The sequence below is a fragment of the Epilithonimonas sp. 33E genome (assembly GCF_059372615.1).
This window is the reverse complement of record NZ_CM182009.1, coordinates 2,244,368-2,262,930: the sequence shown is the minus strand read 5'-3', so window position 1 is coordinate 2,262,930 and position 18,563 is coordinate 2,244,368. Positions and strand designations below refer to the sequence as shown.

Here is an 18,563-nt window from a genome sequence, read left to right as displayed (position 1 = left end):
TATTTTAAGATATTGACGAAATGATTGCACACGATACGGTTACTGATGCGCCGCAAGATCCCCACCAAGGTAACCCCATCGCTTCATATGAATGACAGATTGCTGTAGATGTAGAATTTTGCTTGATGGCTCTTACAATACAGCTATAGCATTCACCAAAGGATATATTTCCATTGCCATTACTGTCACATAAATGTCTTGAAGTTAAATTAGCACTTTTAGCCGGATTTGCAAGGTATGCATATTTTTCCCTCAGCTCATCAGAAAGCCCATCTCCTTCAACATTAGTATAATACCCCTTATCAATATCCATTTTGGTATGCATAAAGTTTTCATAATTTAGATCGTAAAGTTTGATACTGCCGGTTTGTCTATCCATATCATAGGATGATAAATCAGCATAATTCAGCGCATATTTATCTTTGTTCGGGAGGAACGGCGTTTCTTTAAGATCGAGAATTTCTAACTTACCTTCCAATTTACCATTTCGCGAAAGCGAAACCACAAAGAAATCATACACTTTTCCATCAACTTCATATTGCTTATATAATATGGAGTTAAGATCCATCTGACCAAGACCATTAATATAGTCTTTATGGTTTTGATAGGTTTGTGAACTTAAAAAATTATCGAAAGCAGGGTCTTTGGAGTTAATGTAAGAGAAGCCGTCCGTTTCTTCAGATGTTCTGGCTAAAGTTTTAGAATTCTCGTTTGAGATTTTTGCTGTATCATCCCCGCTTATACTGTTGAAACTATCACTGTTACAAGAATAAATGATCGCAGCAAATAAAAATGCAAAAAAAGTGAATAAGCTTAATTTTTTCATAATCGTTGATTTTAGTTTAGTAATGACAATAATTAAAATTTTACTTAATGTTAAAAGATTAAATTTCTCAATTGAAAATCAAAAATTATATGAGTTGGCTTCATTATAAAAAACCAACTGTAAAAAACTGAAGTGATTATTGAACTTCTATAAGTTTAGGAGGTTGTTTTTTTGCTTCCTCTTTCTTTGGAATATTGAGTTTTAGAACACCGCTTTCGTATTTAGCTTCAATATGTTCATCATCTACTACGTCTTTGGGAAGCTCAAAACTTCGGCTAAAAGATTGATAGCTAAACTCTCTGCGAGTATAATTGCTGTTGTTCTCTTCTTTCTGATCCTTTTTTGAAGAAGAAATAGTAAGGAGATTACCATCCAGGCTAATTTGGAAATCTTGTTTTTCCATGCCCGGTGCGGCGACTTCCACCATAAAATTTTCTGGATTCTCCATAATGTTCACTGATGGGAGAGTCGTCCGTGTGGAAGAAAAATTATTATTGCCCCAATTAAATAGTTCGCGACTGAAAAAGTCATCGAACAGTGTACGTGGATTTGCAGGGAGCAAACTGCCATTGTTTCTTTTTTCGATTGACATAACAAACGTTTTTTTGGTTAAACAATAAAATTTAAAGAACACAACAATCATTTTTCAAACGATATACCAGAATCTTATCAGTGAAAAAATGTCACAATCTGAAAAGAAAAAATGTCACAAATAATAAGTAAAGTTGTCAAATTATTTGGAAAAATATCTGACATTTAGAAGTGATTTGCAACCTTTTTTCAGAACAACACGGCACAGCACGGCATTGTCTCTGAAATAGGGTTGCTCCTTTTCCGCAAAAATACGTTTCCGACCGAAGGGAGTAATTGTATTTTTGCCGCTGACAGGAAAATACTTTGAAAATACGATTTTAAGGACAAAAGGAATTGGAAATTAACTTCCAATTCCTTAATAAGCTCAAGTTATACTTCAGTATTCAATAATTGACGTAGATTCTTAGACTTTCTGATATTGACATACTTTTTAAACTCAGGAGTTTTGAAAAATTCCTGCAAAACTTTAGTTGTTTTGATTTCTTCTTCGGCAATACAGGAGATTTTAACACAAAATGTTCCAATATCACCAAAGCAATTGCCTATACCAAATAACAGTAGATGGTAGGTTTCTTTGGAGATTGGGCGTTGATAATGCGATAGGTTTTGTTTACCTTCTTCATCTTTATTCATAAATCTCAGATCCTCATCAAACATTTCCTGCGTGAAGAAAATGCCGTATTCAATTCCATTATATGATTCGTATTTCAGGTTATATTTTTCTTTCAGGAGATTATTAACTTCTTTTGCCATTTCAGGTTTTTTCAAATAAATAATCGAATATGTTCCCATAATTAGTATTTTATTTTTAAGATTATAAAAACACGATTAGCCTGTACATCGTGAGGTTTGACGGTTAATGCTCACTTGGCAGAAGCAGCACATCACCTTCTTTCCAAATGGTAAATTCGCTAAAGAAGAAATCTGAAAACTCAATATCTTGACTAACTAAGACCTTATTGTTTCCGTTGGTTGCAGAAAGTTTAAATTTGGTATTTTCAATTCTTTCAATTTTCCAAACCTGGAATTCACGGTTTTTAAATTTTTCTTCAAACTGATAAGATGCGATGGCGTCAAGAAATCAATAGCATTTTTCTTCGTCTGCGACAGCTTTTACACCGTCGGTTAGCAGTAACCCAAAAGGATACCTGTAATAGTTTTCTGTGCCTATAAAATGGTTATAAAACTCATTCGCTGAAATGTCAGGTTTTTTCATAATGTGAAATTTTAAATTGTTAATAATTCATTTTCGACAACTGCTGGGTTTCAATTTTGATTTTTAATTTTTCGGGAATGTCAATGAACGCTATGCTTTTTATTTGACCAGCTTGTCGTTTTTCATTGCTTTTTGACGATAGAAATTTCGTTTCAGACAAAACCTGAATGGAAGCATTGGAATGAAGGCTATGAAATCTTTTTGTCAGTGAGGATTCAGGAGTGTCTGGAAAAATTATCTAGTGAAGTGCAGAGAATTTTTTTAGAAACCCAAAAAGATTTTTTTGAGCAGAAACGGGATTTGTACTTTTGCATACTGAAAACGAACCGACGGTCAGATAAACTGCATTCAATGTTTGTTTTCCCCTTTAAAAAAAAGCAAGATGATTTGTAAGAGATGTAAAAGTGAAGAAGTAGAAAAGTATTACGAAACTGAGTACCACGATATTTATAAATGCGGGAATTGTGGATGTGAAGAAATAAAACTATCTGATGATTGTTGTAGAAACCCCAATAAAATTGTCGTTAATGATGCTAAATTTTTCCCAAATTTTAGATTGTACGAACAATGTAAAAACTGTGGAGGAACTAAAAGAAATTTTCCGGTTAAATACACTCCGGACATTGACATTAGGGGAGAATTTGATTTGGAATGTTTTGAAGAACGGAAAGAAAGGATAGATTTTGAGAAAAAACTTATATATGAAAATGTATCGTATTCCAATTATTTGAGTTCTCCAAGGGGACAATATCATAAATATCTTGAATCCCCGGAATGGAAGGCGAAAAGAGAACTGGTTTTCAAAAGAGACGGATATATTTGCACTCAATGTAAATGTAAACCTGCATTTCACGCGCATCATTTAACTTATGAGAACATATTTAATGAAAAGTTGGAAGATTTAATTTCAGTTTGTGCAGACTGTCATTCGAAAATTCATTATAAAGAATTGATGCAAAAGATTGATGATTTACAAGACAGTAAATCATCATCCTAATAACTGCGCAATCTTTTTTCAAAACAACAGGAAAGAAAGCAAGGATTTGTTTTAGAAATGGGATTGCATCCGCTTTAAACTGCAAAAATGCGTTTCCGACCATAGGAAGGAATGGCATTTTTGCCGCCCGATGTTTTCATCGGGCGACTATTAGCATTTTATAGGTTGAGAATGGAAGTTTTTGAGATTGAGGAAAAATCCCCTGTTTTCAGTAAGCCCGTCACGAAATAGGCTAAACAAGAGAGAACAGCCCATTTGTGCCAATGTTGAATTGATATATAAGTCCTGTTTTTCCAAAGCTTCGGCTAAACTGCAACTCGGTGAATCATCTTCAGTTTCGGATTGCAAGAGTAATTCTCCGAACTCTTCTGTTATATAAGGAAGACTTGCAACCGTTTCGTATTTTTCTGAGTTGGGTTGTCGAATTTCCCCCACAGTTGAAAGCAAGACCTGCCCTGAATGTTTGTTATTCCCAAAATCAACCCAATATTTAGGTTGGTTTCGGCTTAACCATCTACCTACTGCCACCTCGTCGATAATATCCGCAATTTCAAAGCGCGATTTGACATTATCGACACAGGACAAATATATGGCTGACTGCATATTTTTACAGACTCTTCCTGATGAATCCCTTTCAAACTTCCTCACTTCGGCTTTCCAATTCGTTCCCATCCATCTGTTTGCCCGATTAATCAATACAACCGCCTTCGGCAGACCGACCTCGCATTCGGCGAAAAGCAGGTTTTTTTATTACAGTAATTGATCATTTAAAATGAAATAATGTAAATAAATATAATATTAAGGGACTTCTTTTTGTACACAAAACCATTGGTTTAAATCTTTATAATCTGCATACATTAAAGAGCTATCTTCCACATTTTTGTATTCCTTTTCAATGATTGATCTTACGGATTTTCCGTTAGCATCATTATCAAGAAACAGAATGATTTTATTGTAGTCTTTTAGCTTTTCTTTGGCTTTAAAAAGCATTGCCGTAGAATTTAAAATCAAACAATCACAATTAGGATGATCTTCATTACTAAGATTCCGAAAGGTTAGATAATCGAAAAAGCCTTCAAACACGGCGACTTCATTTTTTGAATTACTTCGGACTTTAATCCAGGAAACGTCTTTACTTCCCAAACAAATTTTAGAATAGGGATTACGGATTTCAAAATCACCTGAATCGTTTTGAAATCCTATTCCGAAATATGTTTTATCCTGGCGTTCGTAGTGAACCTCCTGAACCAGATGTTTTTGTTCAAGAACATTTCTTGATTTCAAATAGCGGATTAAGGCAGGGTGAATAATTTCTTTAATCTCTAGAATTTTATAATTGTCCTTTAACCGGATCTCGCCTTTTTTTTCCTTATGAATCGGATTCTGGTAAGAAAAATCAGAGCTGCAAAGATATTTCAAGGCTTCCGATACAGAGCATTTTTTAATTTGCTGTACAATGGAAATCACATCGTAACTTTTTCCGGTACCAAAGTCAAATGCCTTATTTTTGATGAAATCAACAGAAAGGCTGGGTGTTTTCTCTTCGCGGTCCAGTGCAAAGTAAAATGCAGACCTTTTATTTTCTTTTACTGGAAAGCGGCCGAACATTTCTAAAACCGTCCGAATGTCGATCTTTTGTTTGATTTCTTCGCAGTTCATTTTTTTTTCTTTTTAGAGCAAATATTTTTCTCAATTTCCTTTTAAGTAAAAAAAGACTTTTAATTACTTTTTAGTTTACTTTTAATAATTTCTTGTATTTAGCTGCTGTAAGCAATTGCGGTGGTTTTCCGGATGAGTAGAAATCCGATTTGAGAATGAGTGCAATTCCGAAAGAGAGATGAGCGCAATTCCGAAATCTGAGCTTTTTTCAAATGAGTACAAATCCGAATTGTATTTTTTCATTTTCATCTTTTTTGTACTATATCCACAAAATCTAATATTTATCCACAATTTTTTAATTTTTGTAAAATAGGGGATGAGTGCAATTCCGAAATCTCCGGAGAAAAGAACGCTGTTTTAATAATTCTTTAACTTCAGCGAGTACAAATCCGAAAAGGGGATGAGTGCAATTCCGAAAATGGAATGAGTGCAATTCCGAATTCATAAAATGACAGGATAGCCATTCGGCAGAAGTTCTCCCATTTTTGTTTCACGATACAATTCAATGATAATTTCCTGAATCTTTCTTAGAAAGTCAGTTCCCTGGAACTGAGTAGAACTTATTCCGTTCAATCTGTTTTTTTTGATAAATGTCGCAAAAGCTTTTTCTATCAGCTCACGGGTTTGAGAAATTGTTCTGTACTGGTAAGAAAAACGCAGCATCTCTTCTTGCTTTAAGCCATACCTTTTTTTGAAATAATGAAGTCTTCTTGTGATTTTTTTATTTTGATCACGTACCGTACTGATCAGTTCTGATCCCTTTACAGAATTTGACGATATGTCAATGGTGCTTTTAATATAGAAAGGCTGGATGAAAATAGAATCGCCTTTATAATGATAGTTGAATGACAGATTATTATACCTGTTAAGGTTTTCTCTGGCAGGTTTCAAAAATTTAAAGCAAAAATCGTTAGCATTCTTATACTTTAATCCGAACTTTTTATTGAAGGTCGACAGTTTTAAAACTGTTCCATTCTCGTTAATTTTAGAAAGCCAAATTGCAAAGATTATATGCTTGTTATTCCTGATATTATATACCAAATTGTAAAGAATATAGTTATATTCTGGAATAATCATCAGCTTTTTTAACCAATAGCTGCTTATGAGAAAACTTGTATATCCGCGCTTGTCATAACTCGGATTAGAAATAAGTCCTCCGAATGTTTTAATCTCTTTCCCTTTTGAGTTTACAGATTTATACCAGCTCATTTTGAATCGGGCAAGAAACTCATAGGCGTCCACCACCTGTTTTGTTGAGCCACTGGGGGAAATTTTACTGTTCCTGATTTTCATTGCCGCAAAAATATTATGATCGGTTTCGAATTCTTCATCAAAAAGGGAAAGCTGTTTGGGCCTGTCTTCTGGTCGAAACTGCTCATTGCTGATAATCGAAATAATATTAAAGATCACCCGCAAGGCATTGATCGGTATGTCAGCAGCCTCTTGATCTTCAAAAATAAAATCGTCTACGAAATGATTTCCAAGGCGTATCCTGTCTGGATTTTTTTCGGGTTTTGCCTCAAATTTTTTACGTATAAGCTTCAGGTCTTTTTCCGGAATAGCCATAATAATCTTTCAGAATCGTTTTTTATGATGTTTTTGGACGTTTAATTTTAGAAATATACTCCATAGATAGAGGACTGGTATTAGTCACTTGTGTCTTCATATACGGTAAAGTACTTTTCAGAGAAGAACGCCAGTTGGTAATTGGCCTGCCAGCTGCATTTTTCCAATCGTTTTCTAACCACAAAAGGTATTTATTCCTGATCTCGGAATCCAGGGTAACATCGTAAGCTTCGAGTGTTCGCGCATATTGAATAAATTCCTCCCAGGAAGGATAACTTCCGGAATTGAAACATACCGACGGCTCTTCGACGTTTTGTACGGCAATGTCACCGATGTCGTTATCTGATAACCTAATCACTTTATGATCAACCATCGCCTCAATGGGTTTACGGTTGCTAGTGGTGTTTTGAATAGTCGCACTTTCTGACACAGGTATGGCATAATCCAGCAATAATCTGTAAGAACAGGGATGCCCTCTTTTATTTTCAAATTGTAGAAGCCCCAAAGCCCGCAGCTTGTCCTTAGTCGGCTTGACCGTTTTGCGGGTAAGGGACAATGCGTCGGCGATCGTCGAGTCCGTGATGCTAACCTCGTATCCTCCGTTATCGTTTGCCAATTTCAAAAGATACAGATACATTGCAACAGCCGTAGTATTAAGCCGTGCTTTTTGGTTAAAAGACCAAAACTTTTGTATAAGTTCCAGATAGTACACGTTACTTTCCACCGAAGAGTTCTATTGCTTTTTTCTTATCGATAATGATAATATTACCCCTTTGTATTATGGCTTCATCCAATATTCCGGAAGACTTTATTTCAGAAGCTTTTGAAATTGAACATCCAAGGATCTTTGCCAATCCCTTCAGTCCGTATTCATATGTAGTTTCAGAACAGAAATTTTTTATGATTTCCAGATATTCTTCAACAGTGAGCTTCCACAGCGGTGTTTGAGGATCTATGTTTTTCATTGATGGTGGGAATTTGAGTTAAGATAGTTTTTGGTTTTTTTCTTTTCATTGTTAGTGTTTTGAATCCAGTTTCTAGCCGCGGCCTGCCAACTGGTCATAGACTTATTATTTGACAATTTCCATTGCCGTAGTTGGTAGTATGAATAAAATTTATTTGCTTCTGATGAAGAAAAATCCCTTTCACGAAAATATAATTCAACCATAAATAATTCAGGTATGGCGAAATGAAATTCCTTTTCTGAAGATTTATTTATCTGCAGGGATGCCTCTTCTCTGTCCTCAATAATTTCAATAAGGCTTCCTTTATACGGATCATAGCTTGGCAAATAATTGATCAGTCTGACAGAATCTAATTGCTTTATACATCTGTGATAAGTTGCGAGTGATTTTATTCTGCTTAACTTCATAACTTCTTCGCGATGAATTCGAAAGGGATTTTTAAAGTTGTGAACAGACCATAACTGAATAAGTGAAACGTACATACTGATGTGAGAAGGAAGCATTTGTGCATCGGATACTACATTGTCAAACAACCGGAAGATGTTTTTAGCTTGTTTCATTTTGCTGCTAATTATTAATGAATATTAATGGCTGGTAACCTGTTCGAGTAGTTTTTGAATGTCTTTGTAGCTGTAAAACAGAGAGCCCCCGATCTTGCTATATGTTAAAGTACCATTAATCCGTAGAGTTTGTAAGGTACCGGACGATATATTCAGTAATTTTCTTACCTCAGAGCTGCGAAGCCATTGTTTTTGTATTGGAGTGCTATTTTCCAGCAGGTGTTTAATCTCTTCCAACAGTTCTTTTTCTAACTGCTTAAGATCTTCTTTGGTTACAATAGATATTTCCATAGTTCAAATTTTAATCACTTGACAAAATTTGCAAATCAGAAAAGAAATCTTTCGGTAGTTTTTCGTTACTACCGAAAGATTTCTTTGTAGCCAGTTGTAGGACAGGCTTTTGTTAAAATGGAAAATCAGAAATAGCTCTATAGGCTTAATAATTGATCTGCTTTAAGCTTTTGTTATGCTATTTTTTCACAGTATGAGAAAAATTTTAAAGATTTTTCACCATTAAATATCCAGATCATCAAGAAAATGTTTCAAATTCTTGTCTAGTAAAGATATAAATTTAGTTCTTTCCCCTTTTCGTAACCGAATTTCACTTAAAGTCTTATGGTAATTACCTAAGTTAATGTTTAATGAGCTCTCTGCCCACCTAAAGATTTCCGCGAGATCTGACTGACCACCGTTAAAACACTTCGTTTGATAAAGCGCATATAGCAATTCAATCAAGGCAACTTTAGGAGCTGTCCATTCTAGTTTCCTGACTTGACTTATGGGTAATCTGTCGTTTTTATCTTTTGTACTCACCTTGTCCATTAGATATTGATCTAAGAGGTCATTTGCAATAATTTGTGCAACGATATGGTCGTGTGATGTGCAGAACTCCTTATCGTAATTATATAATTCTGGACTGAGTTTTAATTTAAAGTCAAATTTGAAACGTACGAAATACTTTTTATCAAGAAACGTTGATTTTCTGCGATAATAGCTGATAAATTCTTTTTGCTCATTATAAAAATATAATAAAGCAGCTCGCTCACTTTCGTAATATGACCTTAATGCCTGCGGATCGGCATATGGTTTTGAGGCTTCTATTGATAGAACTTTAGAGTAATAAATGTAGATTGCTACAAACTGTGGTTTGGTATTTTTAAAGAAATAGATTTCGTCGCTCCAGTCTGAAAAAGAGTATTGTTGTAACAATGTTTTCAAACTTGTAATAGATTTATCCGTCTCCATAAGAATTTCCTCAGCTCGAAAGATAATATCTAAGTCACTTCTGTTAATCTGGTCTATTGACGTCATTAAACTGTTCCATAATTGATCAATTCTTTTTCTAAAAACTTGTCGATTCATATGCATATTTTTTATTAACACGTAAAATTCGGACTAATAGTGACGAATTGAACTTTTTAGATGGTCTTTTAAAGCCTATTAGCAACTTCCGTTATAGATGAAGGTATTAGTTAATTGAATATTTACTTAAGATGATCTTTGTTTTAAAAGATACTGATAATCAATATATTGTATTGGATGGTGTAATGGATGATTTATAAATTGTACCGGGTACAATTTATAAATCGTACCACCTGGCATTATTAAGAAAAGCATTGCTTCTCTAAATTCGTGATCCCGATTCTCGATATCGTGTTAGTCGAATTAAAAAACAATAACTAAAATTTGAAAGTTTCTTTAGCAACAGGTAAAAAATGTACTGTAAGTGGTGAATGGGAGGTTGATGGAACCATTAGTACCGTAATCTATATATCGAAAGGAGAAATAATGCCAGATTACTGCGGTAAGTACGTGCAATGGGTATTAATTAGAAGTGGATAAAAGCTCAGAGTTGGAGGCGAAAGCAGGTGTAGGAAATAAAAATGAAAGTATTTACACATCATCACCTAATTCCTTATTTCTTTTTCTTATGAATTCAATTGGTGATAGCCCGTTTCTGTTGTAGAAGGCCTTTGAAAATTTTGATTTGTTGGTGAATCCTGCTTCAGCACTTAACGCATTAGTAGAATATTTACGCCATAATTTATCTTCATACAATTTTTGCGTTATATAGCTTATTCTAAGCTGATTTAAATAGGTGTTAAAATTGCAACCTTTGTAGTCATTTATAATTTCAGATAGATAAGTTGTATTTGTTTTTAATTTTATTGAAAGTTTATTAAGTGTCATACTTTTTTCAAGAAAGAAATTATCTCGTTCAAGCGCTGTTAGCTTAGATAAAAGTTCATTGGCTTTTTCTTCATTTAGTTTTGAGTTTTTTAACTTAAAATCTACTTTTTCAGCTGGCTTTTGCTCAGCATCGGATTTCATTTTTGCCAACAGTTCGTTATATTTTTCTTGGATTCTTTTTTCATTTTGCCATCTGAAAAACAATATAAGGAAAAGAACGAGCAGGAAGAAAAATAATACAAATGCTATACTATATCCGTTGGTACTAGAAATTTCCAATCTTCTTTTTGCTTGCAGCAGATCTTTAGTATCGTATTCTTTATGGATTTTTTCAGACAGATATTTGAAGTCAGTCGAAAGAATGTGGTCTACTGTAAGTAACTGTTTAGTATAGTAGAGCTCCTTTTTATCATTATTTGTATTTTTAGAAAAATTGATCAATATCTCATAACTTTCTCTTACTTCAGGTAAGATGAACTCATGTTTTTTAAAAATGGAATCAACTTTTTTAAAATATTGTATAGCTTCATTGAGTTTGTTTTTATGCAGAAGACTTTTTCCTTTATAGAAATAGACAGCGGAAATGTTAGTGAAATCATTTTTCTTTTCTACACCTGCGAGGGCATTATTAAAGTTTGAAATTGCTCTATTATAGTTTTTGTTTTTAAAGTCAATGATTCCCTGTAACTTATAAAAGTAACTTCTTTCAATGTAAAAATCTATGTCGCCAGCAGTCTTTTTTAAGCCCTCGTTAATTAATAAACGAGCTTCTTCCAAACGGTTTAGCTCTACAAGGCATGAAGCATTTTGTTGAAGGCTGTTTAAAAAACCTTTCTTATTGTTATAAGATAGATTGGGAAGATTAGCGATTGCTTTTTCTGCACCATAATGTGCCCGGCATTTTTCAAATACTTTTACTGCTTCTTCATAGTGGCCGAGGTAACTTTTAACAACGCCAATGTGATATAGATTTTTATAATAAAGATACTCGTCGTTAGTATGTTCTAAGTGGTTCCAAGCTTTCAGATATTCGTTCAGAGCAAATTTGAATTTTTTTAAATTAAAATAGTAAATAGTACCCTTAGTTAGATAGGAGCTTCCAATTAAATCCTTGCTTCTTGTTCTACTAGCAGCCCAGATCATACTGTCAGCATATTGTAATTTCTTGTCAGGCGAAAAGCTTGTAGCATCTTTGTAAGCCTGTGCTAATTCGGTATAGTTTTTCTCTTCCTTTGCTTTTTTTATGTATTGGTTTATAAAGGTAAATGCTCGCACGTCATTTTCTTCATAATTATCGTACTGAATCCTGTAATCAGAAAAATCCTGACCACATAATATTTTACAGGTAAAAGTTAATAAAAATAAAATTTTTTTCAAATTATCTACGATGTTTAGAATTCTAATATAAGAAATTAGATATGTAATTGAAATGTTTTAATAAATGCATTAGAAATCATTTACCAGTTTCATCCCAACTTTTTACTGAGTTCAAGGTTAATTAATAGTTTCTTATAATTTGAGTATAAATTTAAACAAGTGTTTGCTTAATTGCAAGAATATTGACTGTAAAAATGTATTTTTTACAATAAAAAAGATAATATCCGCTATCTGACTATTTGCGTCATCTAATAATGACATTTTCTCGTCCTGCATTTTAATGCTAAATCGTTAAATCTTCTAATTTTTTTCCTTTCAATTTTTAAGATTATTCCCCACGAGAGTTCTCGTTCTTCATGTTCTCTTTTTGAGAGAAATATAATTTACAAGTGAAAATTAAGTGCAGGTTAAAATAATGCTTAAAAGTGTTGTATAGTGTTGATTTTTAGTATTTTGTAAATTAATAAGGGGGTACGATTTATAAATTGTACCCGGTACAATTTATAGATTGGGTCCATGCTCGCTTTCTCGATGATGCGTGCTTCTCTAAATTCGTTGGCAGAATTCTAAAAAAAAACCGGCCGGGATTATTCACTATTTAATCCTAGATCATGAAACAACTTTTAACAATTATTTTGACAGGAGCTACCTTATTAGCATTAAATTCTTGTCGGGAAAATGAAACATTAACAGAAAACAATGAAGCTGCATTTGAACAAAATTCTTTACTGAAGAAGGGCGACAGTTTGACGGCGCGCGAATTTAAGGAAAAAGACCCGCCAAAAGATCGCGACAATTGGAGAATGAGTCCACAACAATAGTCTTTTATAATAGGAAACTAAAACCACTTCAGGATTTTGTTACATCGTATAGAAACCATCCGCTAATTTGATATACTATGAAAAAGCTAATTAACTATTTTTCGGCAGTTGTTGCTTATTTTTTTATATTTTTATTTTGCTATGCAGGCGTCAGTAAAATGAGGGATTTTGAAAATTTCCAGGTTCAGATTGCCCAATCTCCCTTGCTTAGTGCTTATGCGGGTTTTATTTCGTACGCTACCATTATATCTGAAGTGGTTATCGTTTTGCTACTGGTGATACCGAAATTAAGGACGATTGGTCTTTATGCTTCTTTAGGTATAATGTCTTCATTTACTGTATATATTTACCTTATTCTTCATTATAGTGATTTTGTACCCTGTTCGTGTGGCGGTATATTGGAGAAAATGGGCTGGACAGAACATTTGATCTTCAATATTGTTTGTGTTATGGCTGCGATTCTGGCAATACTGATTATTGCAAAATATAGACAGAATGTTTTGGCTGGACCTAGTTTATCAATACTTTGTATTATTGCGATATTTTCTTCGATTGTAACCTATCTTTTTTATTCATCAGAACAGATCATAAAAGAAAAAAACAACTTCATCCGAAGGTTCCCACAACATCCTATCATAGAGGAAAAATCTTATGACCTGAAATATAATTCGTATTATTTTGCTGGCGCAACAAATGGCAGAATTTATTTGGGTAATCCCACTTCGCCTTTTGTCCTTCTGGCTATTGACAGGGATTTAGCAAAAGTTGATACTATACGTTTAGTTCCAGATCAGCTTCACACTTTTCATGCAGTAAGATCTTTAGTGACGGATAAGTATCTGTATATGTACGATGGAATTGTTCCGGCGATTTATCGATCAGAACCAAATGATTTCAGTGGTAAAATTAATCAGATAAGTTTTCAAGATGTTTATTTTGATCAACTTGCCGCCATTGGACCTGATAGTTTTGTGTTAAGAACCCAAAGCAATACTACAGGAGGGCTTATCTTGGGAAGCCTTAACCTTAAATCGAAAGAGAAAGTGAAGCTCTATCCAAATATACTTGAAAAACAGGTGGATGGTATTTTTGATGTGGATGGTAAGCTACATTACGATGAATATGGTGGTAAGATCTGGTATGTTTACAGTTACCGGAATCAGGCATTAGGCACCAGCAGGAATCTTGAAAACATTGATAAGATCAAAACCATAGATACCGTAAGCATTTCTAAAATCAGAGTAGTGCAGTTAAAAGACGGAAGGAAAAAGATGTCAGCACCACCTGTCGTCCTAAACCCTAATTCTTTTGCTCATAGAGGGCTGCTGTTTATTCAATCAGGAACAATGGGGCGCTATGAATCCAGGGACCTATGGAATAAAAATGATATTGTAGATGTCTATGATACCGAATCTTCAAAATATTGGGGCAGCTTTTATGTACAACGCCGCGGAAGTAAAAAGATGTCTCAGATGCTTGTTACTGACCAGTATCTTTTTGTATTGGCAGGAAAACAGATTACCAGCTATCGTATTGCGCAAACTTTAGCCCGTAATTTTAAACATGGGGAAAGCCGAAAACCCGATCAGAGTAGGCATAACAAACAATAATTGTATTATGAAAACACTTAGAAAATTCATCTTACCGGCAGTAGTTGTAATTTTTGGCGCAGGAAGCGCCTTTGCCACCAATGTGAACAAAATTGCTCACAAAGCTGTAAAAGACGGTTATGTATTCAGACCAGGTGAACTGGAGGAATGCCAGAATACCCACATTTCATGCAGTGATACTGGTAGTGTCATTTGTACGGCAAATGTGGGAATGGGTACAGAGAATTTACGTGATCTTAGCGGTACCAGCTGCCCAAACAATCTGTTTGAGATTCCACAAAATTAATTAACATCAAAATTGAAGGATGCTAATCAGCATCCTTCTTTGATAATCCTTTTTCTATCCAGTCAACACTGTTGTCTCCCTTCAGATAAAAATCAAACCAGTCTTCAATCCTAACGGCTATATCCAGCAAATTTTTTGTGTTGGCAAGCCCGTGTCCTTCATTAGGATAAACGATAGCAAATGCAGTTCTACCACTTCTTTTTAGACTGAGAAAATATTCTATAGTCTGTTGCCAATCAATATTCTGATCATTAGAACCAGTCCATAAAAGGATTGGAGCTCTTACAGAATCGGCATTGTAGACCGGACTATTTTTAATGTACAGCTCTTTGTCTGAAAAAAAGGGTTTGGGCATTTCATATTGACCGTTTTCGAACTGCCAGTAAAACGGGCCATTAAATTGATAATTATATGAAAAGTAAGACCGTACCAAATCGCTGTTTCCGGCTCCGGAAATATATGCGGCAAAGCGGTCGGATTGTGTTGCAATATAGTTGGTCTCGTAGCCTCCATGGGAGAATCCGATCAGGCCGACTTTCCGAAAATCAATTTCACTTATATCTTTTATCGTATCAAGGCTGCTATGAACACAAGCCAAAGCCGCTTCACCGGTCCCTCTATTTCCAAGACTAATGTCCGGCAAATACACAAAATAGCCTTTTTGGATAAGATTTCTGATATTGATGCCATCGGAAGGCCCTTCAAAGCCATCTTTAAGATACTTATTTTCAAAGTACCTTTGTTTTTCATAGATACTAACGAGCATCGGGTACTTTACCCCTTGATGGTAATCCAGCGGATAGATAAGAATACCATATAGCTTTTCTCCGTCAGGACCGTAATATTGTACTGTCTTCGATCTCAGATTCTGTAAAGCTGACAGGTCATGCTTATTTGTTATATAAAGTTCTTGCTCTTTTCTATTGTTGTAAAAGATCGTGGGAACGTCCTTCATTGTATTTTTGGTATAGGTTACTGCTTGTGAGCCACTGGCAAGATTAATAGTGCTAATATTTTCAGCCGTGGGCTTTAAAACAATATGAACGGACTTTCCATTGTATAGTGCGAGCGCAGATTGGTTTTCCTCACGATTATATAACCGAATAATAACTGGTTTTGAAGCATCGTATGTATTAGTTGAAAATTCCTTAATAAAAGTGGATCGTTCACCGTTCAATATTTGAGTTTCGTAACCATCAATCAGTGGCACCTTCTTCGTGATACCCTTTTTTATATCATATTCATATAATAATCCTTTGGATTCGAACAAAATTTTTTCCCCATTATCTGCAAAATAGCATCGTGGAAAGCCATATTTATGATAGCGCGTATATTCCACCGGCAGTTGCTTTTGTGATAGTTCAGAAAGATTGTATAATTTCCAGTATTGATTTTCTAATGTTATTATAAATTCTCCGGTTTTTGAGGCAATAATAATATTGCTTTTTATTGTAAGAGCAGGCTTTTTCGTTGAAATTCCAACCAATTCAGCTTCATAGGTCAAAACGTTCGTCGAATAGTCCTGACCTTTATAAGGATTGTATTTAAAATAATAGTCGGGATTACCAAAGTAAGCGGCTTTATCTTCATCACCGTAGCCGAGCAGCTCTCCTGTATTTGAATCAGTTCTCCACAGATAACTGCACTCAACAGTATCATCATAGAACTTTGTTTCCAGCTTACTGTCATTAGAATACCATATGTCCGGAGCGTTTTTATCATTTCGTTTCTTGTTCACGGTCAATGTCACGAAATACTGGTGTTGAGTAACGGGGAAAACTTTAGCTGATCTGATATTTAGGTCAACCTCCTGGCTGACACTAAATGGCTTTGGTAATTCCTGACCTGTATTGCTTAGGCTAACAATCTGGTTTTTCTTTTTTGCGCTATTTTCTGTCAGGATGATTGTGTTCTCCAGGTTTGAGTCAAGTACAAACTTTATCTTTTCTTCCCCTTCGTATATCTTAAAGATGTCTTTTCCTGAAATCATATATAAAGATTCTTTGGTTCCTTCTGAAACAACTGCAAACTTCCGCTGTTTTGAGGTAAGAATAGACCTTACATTTTTTACCATATTAATGGTTTTTCCTTCCTGATCAGCAATTAGGAGATCATCATCTTGTATCAGCAGGATAACATTAAAAACACTGTCGTAAACTGCATCTTTAACATTGTTCCACGATACTTTAGCAGTAGAGGGAAGTTTTAACAGCTCAGACGATTTTTGTCCTCGCAAGAACAGGTATCCATTGGGCGTAAAGGTTGTATATAGAGGAATAACATCAGATTTTTGATAAAATTCCTTATTAGGTTTTTGACGGTCGACAACTACAAGGGTATCACTATTTGAATCGTATGACTTCTGAAAACAAATCCATCTATCATTATGTGATATCTTCAGGAATTTTACATCATACACAGTATTCCTAAATCTCTTGGGAAGGTCTATTGACTTTTGTCCCAGGATTTGTACGCAGATTAGCATCACCATTCCCGAATATATTTTCAGCAAAACTTTCATTAATAGCCAGGATTTTGCGGGTTCAGATTTGGGTTCAGGATGAGTTCAGACTGTGGGATTGGCCACAAGCTTCTGAAATTTTGCCAATAGGGTTTATTGGGAGAAAGATCACCCAATCTGTCGAATCGTTTTAGGTCAAAAAATCTCAGTCCACCATCAGTAAAAAATTCCCTTCTTTTTTCTGCTAATATTTCATTTAACAATTGGTCTTTTGAAATTGTATTGCTTATGTTGGCCAAACCTGCTCTGTTTCGTATTTTGTTAATATAAGTAAGCGCATCGCTCACGTTATTTTGCCGTGCCAAAATTTCAGCCATCATACAATACACCTCTTCAATTCTGAATACGATTGAATATTCGTTTGTATTTGAAGATGAATTTTTATATTTTATGCTACCATAATACGTATTTGACCCTGAGGTTATTGTTTTAATCCATAACGATTTCCGCAGGTCCGTGGATGTGAATGTACTTACAAGGTTGTTAGATAATGCATAGTTCTGCGGCACACTTGAAATTAAGTACAATTTTGCCTCTTCCGTGGCATCACCTGCTTTTAGCGGCTTCAATTGCCACATGATATGCTTACCATCTTTTTTAAAAGTCAGATTGAGATCTGTATTTAATTGATATAAAGGGCTGGCAATAATTTCCTCTGCATACATTCTTGCTTTTTCCCATTGTTCCAATAACATATTAGACTGACAAAGCAGCATGACAGCGATATAACGATTGGGATAAATCCTTTCAGCATTTCGGTAATCATTTTTAAGGTAATCTTTTACGGTTTCAAGATCATTTATTATATTCATCAATACCTGTCCAGAAGCAGATTTTCCAATGCTTTGATTGATCGTATAGTCGCTAGAAGTAACATATGGGATGTCCCCAAAGATCTGGGTAAGCCGAAGATGAATTATTGATCTTATTAGAACCGCCTCTCCGATAATTCTATTTTTATCCTCATCTTTTATAGAGGATGATTTTGATACTCCTTCGATGATACTGTTACAGATGTAGATTTCTTTGTATGCATTTGTCCACAATGTTTTTAGAACCGTATTGGTTGGTAATACCTGAGTATTATATATGTCCAGGTAAGCCGTTTGAGACGCCGCCATATAATTATCGAGATCGTCAGCGTAACTTCCCAAGAGTGCTCCCAAGCCTCTTGTCCCGCCAGACAATACGGAATTATACTGTAATTCCGCGTATAAATTACTTAATACAGCATCGGCATTGCCGACGTTACTATATACATCTGTACTGCTAATTTGGTTTGTCGGCTGGTCGGGCTCTATCAAATTGTCGCAGGAGATAAAGTTAAATGCTGTGATCCCAAAAAGAAAAAGTATGTTATATTTATTTCTCATAA

Annotated in this window: 17 protein-coding genes and 2 pseudogenes; 4 read left to right on the top strand and 15 right to left on the bottom strand. The window is 34.7% G+C overall.

The features are described 5' to 3' along the window. Positions 1-4: 4 nt before the first annotated feature. The 4 genes and pseudogenes from AC5P2S_RS10400 to AC5P2S_RS10385 all read right to left on the bottom strand — a co-directional run bounded on the left by AC5P2S_RS10400 (position 5) and on the right by AC5P2S_RS10385 (position 2,636). Positions 5-826 carry a hypothetical protein gene (locus tag AC5P2S_RS10400; RefSeq protein ID WP_185286790.1) on the bottom strand — a complete coding sequence of 274 codons (822 nt, stop codon included), beginning with the start codon at positions 824-826 and terminating at the stop codon, positions 5-7. A 136-nt stretch (positions 827-962) separates the two neighbouring features. Beyond that, positions 963-1,418 carry an Hsp20/alpha crystallin family protein gene (locus AC5P2S_RS10395; RefSeq protein WP_047096357.1) on the bottom strand — a complete coding sequence of 152 codons (456 nt, stop codon included), beginning with the start codon at positions 1,416-1,418 and terminating at the stop codon, positions 963-965. Positions 1,419-1,789: 371 nt separating this feature from the next. Next, positions 1,790-2,212: a hypothetical protein gene (locus AC5P2S_RS10390; protein ID WP_002978140.1), complete on the bottom strand. Its 423-nt coding sequence runs from the start codon at positions 2,210-2,212 to the stop codon at positions 1,790-1,792. A gap of 64 nt (positions 2,213-2,276) precedes the next feature. After that, positions 2,277-2,636: pseudogene (locus AC5P2S_RS10385) on the bottom strand (DUF6876 family protein). A 382-nt stretch (positions 2,637-3,018) separates the two neighbouring features. On the opposite strand from AC5P2S_RS10385, the gene AC5P2S_RS10380 reads away from it, so the two are divergent. Beyond that, a complete protein-coding gene (locus tag AC5P2S_RS10380) occupies positions 3,019-3,633 on the top strand; it encodes a hypothetical protein (RefSeq protein WP_002978148.1) in 615 nt (204 codons plus the stop codon). A gap of 150 nt (positions 3,634-3,783) precedes the next feature. Here the strand turns inward: AC5P2S_RS10380 and AC5P2S_RS10375 are convergent. The 9 genes and pseudogenes from AC5P2S_RS10375 to AC5P2S_RS10335 form a co-directional block, all read right to left on the bottom strand. After that, positions 3,784-4,368 (bottom strand): annotated as a pseudogene (locus tag AC5P2S_RS10375) (PRTRC system ThiF family protein); the annotation flags it as partial. Positions 4,369-4,431: 63 nt separating this feature from the next. Beyond that, positions 4,432-5,292, bottom strand: a complete 861-nt coding sequence (locus AC5P2S_RS10370) for a DUF8464 domain-containing protein (protein WP_002978152.1) — start codon at positions 5,290-5,292, stop codon at positions 4,432-4,434. Between the two features lie 441 nt (positions 5,293-5,733). Continuing rightward, positions 5,734-6,858, bottom strand: a complete 1,125-nt coding sequence (locus AC5P2S_RS10365) for a hypothetical protein (protein ID WP_002978156.1) — start codon at positions 6,856-6,858, stop codon at positions 5,734-5,736. 22 nt (positions 6,859-6,880) lie between these two features. Further along, positions 6,881-7,363: a hypothetical protein gene (locus AC5P2S_RS10360; RefSeq protein WP_262497789.1), complete on the bottom strand. Its 483-nt coding sequence runs from the start codon at positions 7,361-7,363 to the stop codon at positions 6,881-6,883. 208 nt (positions 7,364-7,571) lie between these two features. Further along, positions 7,572-7,823, bottom strand: coding sequence for a DUF3853 family protein (locus tag AC5P2S_RS10355; RefSeq protein WP_002978160.1), 252 nt, complete (start codon positions 7,821-7,823; stop codon positions 7,572-7,574). Then, on the bottom strand, positions 7,820-8,383 hold the full coding sequence (locus AC5P2S_RS10350) for a hypothetical protein (RefSeq protein ID WP_002978162.1): 564 nt from the start codon (positions 8,381-8,383) through the stop codon (positions 7,820-7,822). Before AC5P2S_RS10350 ends, AC5P2S_RS10355 begins: the two co-directional genes overlap by 4 nt. 24 nt (positions 8,384-8,407) lie before the next feature. Continuing rightward, a complete protein-coding gene (locus AC5P2S_RS10345) occupies positions 8,408-8,674 on the bottom strand; it encodes a helix-turn-helix domain-containing protein (RefSeq protein WP_002978163.1) in 267 nt (88 codons plus the stop codon). 222 nt (positions 8,675-8,896) lie between these two features. Next, positions 8,897-9,745, bottom strand: a complete 849-nt coding sequence (locus tag AC5P2S_RS10340) for an RteC domain-containing protein (RefSeq protein ID WP_041461437.1) — start codon at positions 9,743-9,745, stop codon at positions 8,897-8,899. 531 nt (positions 9,746-10,276) lie between these two features. After that, positions 10,277-11,950, bottom strand: a complete 1,674-nt coding sequence (locus AC5P2S_RS10335) for a helix-turn-helix domain-containing protein (protein ID WP_463712745.1) — start codon at positions 11,948-11,950, stop codon at positions 10,277-10,279. A gap of 611 nt (positions 11,951-12,561) precedes the next feature. Between AC5P2S_RS10335 and AC5P2S_RS10330 the strand changes: the two genes are divergently transcribed. The 3 genes from AC5P2S_RS10330 to AC5P2S_RS10320 all read left to right on the top strand — a co-directional run bounded on the left by AC5P2S_RS10330 (position 12,562) and on the right by AC5P2S_RS10320 (position 14,667). Further along, on the top strand, positions 12,562-12,771 hold the full coding sequence (locus AC5P2S_RS10330) for a hypothetical protein (RefSeq protein WP_002978336.1): 210 nt from the start codon (positions 12,562-12,564) through the stop codon (positions 12,769-12,771). 77 nt (positions 12,772-12,848) lie between these two features. Then, on the top strand, positions 12,849-14,381 hold the full coding sequence (locus tag AC5P2S_RS10325; protein ID WP_185286794.1) for a DoxX family protein: 1,533 nt from the start codon (positions 12,849-12,851) through the stop codon (positions 14,379-14,381). Between the two features lie 7 nt (positions 14,382-14,388). Beyond that, the gene (locus AC5P2S_RS10320) at positions 14,389-14,667 is read left to right on the top strand and encodes a DUF6520 family protein (RefSeq protein ID WP_494554791.1); all 279 of its coding nucleotides are present in this window, start codon (positions 14,389-14,391) and stop codon (positions 14,665-14,667) included. Positions 14,668-14,689: 22 nt separating this feature from the next. Here AC5P2S_RS10320 and AC5P2S_RS10315 read toward each other — a convergent pair whose 3' ends face one another. Together AC5P2S_RS10315 and AC5P2S_RS10310 are read right to left on the bottom strand one after the other, a co-directional pair. Further along, positions 14,690-17,188, bottom strand: coding sequence for an alpha/beta hydrolase family protein (locus tag AC5P2S_RS10315; protein ID WP_185286795.1), 2,499 nt, complete (start codon positions 17,186-17,188; stop codon positions 14,690-14,692). Next, on the bottom strand, positions 17,188-18,561 hold the full coding sequence (locus AC5P2S_RS10310) for a RagB/SusD family nutrient uptake outer membrane protein (RefSeq protein WP_494554790.1): 1,374 nt from the start codon (positions 18,559-18,561) through the stop codon (positions 17,188-17,190). The genes AC5P2S_RS10315 and AC5P2S_RS10310 overlap by 1 nt, the downstream gene beginning before the upstream one ends. Between the last annotated feature and the right edge of the window lie 2 nt (positions 18,562-18,563).